We start from the raw sequence: 5,220 nt of genomic DNA on the forward strand, positions 1-5,220 counted from the left end.
GATCTACGGAAAGAAGAAGGCATCCTAGCTCAAAAACTTGATGATGCTACTGAAAAAGGTAGACAAGAAGGTATCCAAATCAGCGAAGAAAGAGGCATCAAAATTGGGGCAGAAAAGGGAAAAATTGAAGTGGCAAAAAACCTACTTAAAGCTGGTGTATCTGCCGACTTAATAACTGAATCTACTGGTCTTCCTAAAGCTGAAATTACACAGCTCAAAGAAGAAGTCACGAGTTAATTTCAAATCGCTTAGCCGAGCAGACACTGATATTTTGCAGTATATATAAATAACTAGCCACCGATCAGGGCTTCTTTCGCCTTTTTTCGCTTGGTAAATTTCTTAAGTATTTATAACTCAAGTGACACCGACAACCGTTATTTCGCTACGCGTTAGCGGCTGGGATACTGCAGCGGTATAACGTGCTTTCCTTGGTCAGCTATACGAGAATGGTTAAATTAACTCTGGAATGGTATGAAGAACTACATCATCATGACCTGGAAGAGAGAACTTGCTATTTGCATCTGTTACCCTATATTCTTGATTGATTTCAGAAGTATCATAAATGCGGCACTCTATTCCTTTGTGGTAATTGCAACACTTAAACTGATCATTTTCATTAAAATAGCAAAATTTATCAATTAATGCAGCTATTTTCCTACCTTTTTTGTTATTTGTTAATTCGAACACATCAGCTTGATAATGACCTGGAAAGCCTGGTTCAGCAGGTCCTTCTGTAATGAAAAACGACGGCCGATGGCCAAATAACTCGCTGAGATTAGGGTTGTGTTCTTTTTTCGCATAGTTTAAACTTATGAACTTATATTCATCGGAAACATTTGAATACTGCGGGTCGTATTTTTTGTATTCAAAAAACTCATTACCAAGCACATTACAAAAAGTCAGTTTATAATCATCATTATAAGGCTTAACAACTTTTAAAAAGTGGAAATCCTCAGGAATAACTACCTTCTCTTTCGTAACATGATTACGCACGACCAATTGATCATTGAGCATGTAGTAGCCTATTTTTGGTAAGGTAACCATGGTCTTGCCATTCAAAACAACATTTGCTTCATAGACATCGTCCAGTAATTTTTCTCCTTTTTGCAAAGTAAATTTCTGCTTTGCATTGTTAGCATTTATTGAGCCTTCTATTGTTGCTCTTTTGACAATACTGTGAAAATCATTATTATTGTTCAAGGCAGTTGTTACTGCATCTTTTAGAACATGATTACCTGCAATAGCTTCTTGTAAACCTTGATTACCTGCAATAGCTTCTTGCAAGCCTTGATTACCTGCAACTTCAGTTACTAACGTATTTTTATTATTACTATCAGTAAGTAGCTGAGCAGCTACAGCAGCGGCTGATGGACTTTCTCCAGCCTCATCTGGCTCACCTTTATCGCCTTTGTCACCCTTGAGACCTGTAGCACCATCTTCACCTTTTGGCCCCCGAGAGCCCGGAGCACCATCTTCGCCTTTTGGTCCCTGAGGACCTTGTAGACCTCTTTCTCCTTGAGGACCTTTTCACCCTGAGGGCCTTGTAGACCTCTTTCTCCTTGAGAGCCTGTAGCACCATCTTCACCTTTTGGCCCCTTTGCATTTCCTGGATTTTCTCTCAATTTTTCTACTATTCTTTCCTGTAAAATAGGACTATTTACTAAGATTTCTTCATCTCCATTCTTTACATCCAGAACTGCTTTTCCTAGTTCGTCTTTTTTGTTAGTAACTAGTTCCTGAGCGACTTCCTTTGGGACTATGTTATGTACTAAACATTTTAACTGCCTTTTATCTATATCTACATCATCATCGATATTAAGCTCAGGCAGAACTTCCCTTATATTAGAATTTTCGAGCAATACTGCTTTTAAAACTGAGTTTAAATAGTCTATAACATTTTTTGTATTGGTATAAATATTATGATAACGATCTCCATTTTCCTTAGCAAGGTAGATTGAAAGTTCACCTTCATCATTTTTTTCAACAACTATTCTATCACCTTCTGCCCTCAAAATAAAATTTGAAGGACCCTCAAATCGAGCTTTGCGTAACTCACAGCTTGGAAAGCTATAAGGTACTAAATCACAAACCTCTGTTTGACCACACATAACTTTTGGTATATAATAGTCCGCATCTCCATGTTGTTTGAATTTTTCTCCTCTCGATAAGCTAAGCTTTTGGCCATAATATCTCTTTAAATTAAGATTTTCACCAGATAATGATGATTTAGGTAAGGTGATCCATTGATCGTCCTCAACAGATACAGCAATCTTATATTCACAATCTTCATCGAGTATTACCTTTAACTTAACATGCTTGAGTTGAATATTTTGCTTGTAGTCGAGCTTTCCATTTGTCCAGCTATCACAGAAGCCACCTTCACGAAATTTATATTTTGCACTCTCAACCCATAGTTGAAAAAAGTTTTTTCTATTTCGTTCAAAAATGCCATATGCCCCAATGCAAGGACCGCAGAATGTTATTGTTTTTTCTTCACCACTTACGTTCCCAACAAGCTTTATCTTTTTATGATCGGGACTGTCACCTACTGTATCGTCAGTACAGACGATGGCAAAAGTATACTTCTGCATATTTCCTATGTAATAAGCTTTAAAGACAAGGAATTTAACGCATAATACTTAAAAAAAAGCTAATCAACCTTAACTCGAAGAAGTGGAGATAGACTTCTTGCGTAACTAAAGGAGAAGTTATGCAGAAGTCAACGACAAGCTTTGAGCCTGTTAAAGTCTTCCTCAGCGTGATATGATGACCTAGTCAGTGGACTTGATGCAACCACTAAGAACCCTTTGGAGTAAGCAACGTATTTGTAATGCTCAAACTCCTCTGGCGTAACATATCTATCGATTTTTGCGTGTTTTGGAGTTGGCTGCAGGTATTGACCAATCGTTATAAAGTCAACCTCGGCACTGCGTAAATCGCCCATCACTTGAAGTACTTCTTCTTTTGTTTCCCCAAGACCAACCATAAGCCCTGACTTGGTAAAAAGCTTAGGATTAATTTGTTTCACCATCTTCAGCAAATATAGTGAATGAAAATAGCGAGCTCTTGGCCTTATCTTTGCATATAGTCTTGGCACTGTTTCAATATTGTGGTTATAGACATCAGGTGAGGCAACAGCAACCGCTTCAAATGCTCCTTTCTTATTTAAAAAATCGGGAGTTAGAATCTCTATTGTTGTTTCTGGAATTATCTTTCTAATTTCTTCTATACACCTTATAAACTGGTTTGCTCCTCCATCTGGTAAATCATCACGGTCAACAGAGGTAATAACGACGTGCTTTAAGTTTAACTTTTTTATTGCCCTTGCTAAGTTTTCCGGTTCGTGAGGATCTAATTTATCAGGAATACCAGTTGCAACATTGCAAAATGCACAAGCGCGAGTGCAAACGGAACCAAGAATCATCACAGTAGCATGACGCTTATTCCAACACTCGCCAATATTCGGACATGCAGCCTCCTCGCACACCGTATGCAGATTATGCAACTTGACAGTGTTTAAAGTCTCATTGAATATTTCACCAGTTGGAGCTTTTGCTCTGAGCCATGTAGGCTTACTATGCATCTGAAACGGCTAGTTCTACCTCTTGTTTTGCTAGAACTTTTTTCAACTTTCTTTTTATTTTTTGTGCTTTCTCGCTTAGCTTAACTGTTCTTGTGTTGAGCAAAAAAGCGTCAAGATCACCCTTGTAATCTATAGTTCTCAAAGTTCTCGATGCTACGCGAAATTTAAATTTTTTGTTCAATATGTTGCTCATCAACGTAACATTGCACAAATTCAAGCGAAAGGTGCGCTTTGTTTTACGGTTTGAATGTGATACCTTATTACCAAAAGACTTTTTCCTGTTTGTTAGTTCGCAAACTCTACTCACTTTAATATACCACAACTTATCTTATGTACTTAGATTACCTTATACAGCGAAATAGTCAATACTCTCCTGCTTAATTTTTATACCATATACTGCTTTGTAGCCAAAAAATATTGTGATTTTTTCCATTACAAGAGAGACCATATGCTGAATTTCCAGCGCTTTGCTGCCATTTGTTACCACCAGATGCAAAACACCGGAATTTATATTTTGTGCATATAAGATCTTTTTTGGCTTCGTACACTCTGCTATTTCCTCTCCAACTATGCTTCTCCAGTTCAAAATAAGACGTATCTCATTTTTGCTCAGCTTACTTTTCATGCATTTTAATGCATAACTTTCCACTATAGACTTTAATTTCTTTGGGCCACCGTGTTTGAGCATTTTTCTGCTATGAATCAGATTTTTCCATAGTTACAACGTAGTGTGATGGGTATTGTTTATAAGCTCCAGTAACCGTGTCAATGATGAAACCAGGCCACCATAGCAAATTTAATAAAGCAACCTTATTAAAACTTTCACCTACCATTACATGTAACTGTTCATAACCTGCTTTTTTACAATCAACAGATAATGGTCCCGAACCTCGTTGAATAACTACTGCTCCAGGGTTAGACGTAATGGAATGGCTCATTCCAGATGGGTCATGTACAACGCATTTAATTTTTTCTATTAAGTCACCTTCATCATCTACTACCTTAATCCGGATTGTTTGTGTAGAACCGGAAAACATTGTTGCAAAACAGCCGGTGAGCAATACAGTCATAAACAATATTAAACAAGTATTTAGTAACTTAGAAGGCATGCACCTTTTAAACATAATATCCCCAAATTTTATAATCTTATAAATTTGACATAGAATACAGGTGTTTGTCAATCCTAGCATTAGAGCTGGTTAACACCCCAGCCCCACACCGTAAAAAGCAGCACGCCGCCACCTTTGTTTTATCATTAACTGATCTCTCCATTTTTAATCAGAATTGATTAAATTATCATTAACTGCAGTAGATTTTTCCCTCTTGTTGTCATTTCAGCGCGTAACGCTGGTTTTTGAGACCTTGAGAGCTACAAAAATTTGCTTGACAAATTCTTTCAACTTCGTTACCATAGCAACAAGGGTATTTCTGACTCAAAACTTGTTTTTGATCTGCAGGCTCAATGACAAAATTCAGTAAAAAACTCAGGGTATTTTTTGGCGGATTGTATCAAATTATAGCGGCTGCATGTCTTTTTCATTTTTTCTACATTCAGCCAAATCGCGCTTGAACTAAGCGTCAGTAAATTATTATAGCGCCAATTTACAGTATTATAGAGTCAAAACTCGCCACTCGGG

General features: G+C 37.4%; 6 protein-coding genes and 1 pseudogene. 1 reads left to right on the forward strand and 6 read right to left on the reverse strand.

The window, feature by feature from the left end:
- A pseudogene (locus tag DM84_RS04780) lies at positions 1-237 on the forward strand (Rpn family recombination-promoting nuclease/putative transposase); the annotation flags it as partial.
- 213 nt (positions 238-450) lie between these two features.
- On the opposite strand, the gene DM84_RS04785 reads toward DM84_RS04780, so the two are convergent.
- From DM84_RS04785 to DM84_RS04810, 6 genes are all read right to left on the reverse strand, one after another.
- Positions 451-1,284, reverse strand: a complete 834-nt coding sequence (locus DM84_RS04785; RefSeq protein WP_250778745.1) for a hypothetical protein — start codon at positions 1,282-1,284, stop codon at positions 451-453.
- Positions 1,285-1,352: 68 nt separating this feature from the next.
- Positions 1,353-2,591 carry a collagen-like triple helix repeat-containing protein gene (locus tag DM84_RS04790; RefSeq protein WP_250778747.1) on the reverse strand — a complete coding sequence of 413 codons (1,239 nt, stop codon included), beginning with the start codon at positions 2,589-2,591 and terminating at the stop codon, positions 1,353-1,355.
- A 128-nt stretch (positions 2,592-2,719) separates the two neighbouring features.
- Entirely contained in the window at positions 2,720-3,583 is an 864-nt protein-coding gene (gene lipA / locus DM84_RS04795) for a lipoyl synthase (RefSeq protein ID WP_250778749.1), read from the reverse strand.
- Positions 3,576-3,890 (reverse strand): 50S ribosomal protein L28, encoded by a 315-nt coding sequence (gene rpmB / locus DM84_RS04800; protein ID WP_250778752.1) that lies wholly within the window; start codon positions 3,888-3,890, stop codon positions 3,576-3,578. Before rpmB ends, lipA begins: the two co-directional genes overlap by 8 nt.
- A 39-nt stretch (positions 3,891-3,929) precedes the next feature.
- Positions 3,930-4,271 (reverse strand): DUF721 domain-containing protein, encoded by a 342-nt coding sequence (locus DM84_RS04805; RefSeq protein WP_250778754.1) that lies wholly within the window; start codon positions 4,269-4,271, stop codon positions 3,930-3,932.
- A 7-nt stretch (positions 4,272-4,278) separates the two neighbouring features.
- The gene (locus tag DM84_RS04810; protein ID WP_250778756.1) at positions 4,279-4,707 is read right to left on the reverse strand and encodes a hypothetical protein; all 429 of its coding nucleotides are present in this window, start codon (positions 4,705-4,707) and stop codon (positions 4,279-4,281) included.
- Between the last annotated feature and the right edge of the window lie 513 nt (positions 4,708-5,220).

This window comes from Wolbachia pipientis (genome assembly GCF_023661085.1).
GTDB lineage: Bacteria > Pseudomonadota > Alphaproteobacteria > Rickettsiales > Anaplasmataceae > Wolbachia.